The organism is Citrobacter sp. VF227 (genome assembly GCF_052950715.1).
Genome location: NZ_JBRFVF010000084.1, coordinates 1 through 769, shown reverse-complemented (window position 1 = coordinate 769; position 769 = coordinate 1). Strand labels below are relative to the sequence as shown.

General features: G+C 54.9%; 2 protein-coding genes. Both read right to left on the bottom strand.

Annotated elements, in window-relative coordinates; all coding sequences use genetic code 11:
• On the bottom strand, positions 1-249 hold a 249-nt coding region (locus ACU8YC_RS25170), incomplete at its 3' end, for an ATP-binding protein (RefSeq protein ID WP_446895983.1).
• Positions 249-769, bottom strand: a 521-nt coding sequence (locus tag ACU8YC_RS25165; RefSeq protein ID WP_446895982.1) for a Mu transposase domain-containing protein, incomplete at its 5' end; no start/stop codon positions are given. The genes ACU8YC_RS25165 and ACU8YC_RS25170, both read right to left, overlap by 1 nt.

Sequence of the window (769 nt, the reverse complement as noted above, 5' to 3'; positions counted from 1 at the left end):
CTTACGATCGATGCCCGGCTGGAAGGTGAAGTCGAACTGCTCCAGCGTTTTGACCCATGGCAGACGCGCCTGCTTCAGTCGGGACTCCATGCCGCGCTGATGTCTGCCGTTCCATTCCTGCTGCAGCACCATGCACAGGAACTCCCGGTAGTTCAGCTCTTTTTTAGCCGCCTGCTCCAGCAGGTTTTCTACGTGATAGCTCAGATACTCCATTTTCAGGCGACTCAGCAGCGCTTCAAGTTCATGCATCACAGCAACTCCTCATACGCACTCAGTGGCCGATGTTCTACCATGCTGACCTGCTTCCAGAGCGGGGCATGATGTTCCGGCACTGTCTGCCAGCCGGACGATGCTGAGCAGAGACGATGTGATGCCACCAGTTGCTCATTACTGTAGATCCGCAGTTCATCATCCAGCGATATTCGTATCGAGACCGGCTGGCCACACAGCGTTTCAGGAACGCTGTAACGATTGCCGCCAACTTCGATATAGCTGTCCCAGGACACATGGCGGATGTCGAAGTAGCTGGTATCGAAGTCCGTATCCGGCAACGGCTGCAGATGCTCCTGTTCCAGTGCGAAGCGCTGCTCTGGTGTTTGTCTGAACTGGCGAAGCTCCCGTTTATCAGCAACTTCAGCCATCCACTGCTCCAGTTGATGATTTACATGGGTGACGCTGTCGAACCTGCGGTACCGGACGAAGAAGCTCTCCTTAAGATATTTCACCATCCGTTTCACTTTGCCTTTGGTTCTGGCCCTGCGAGGACGGC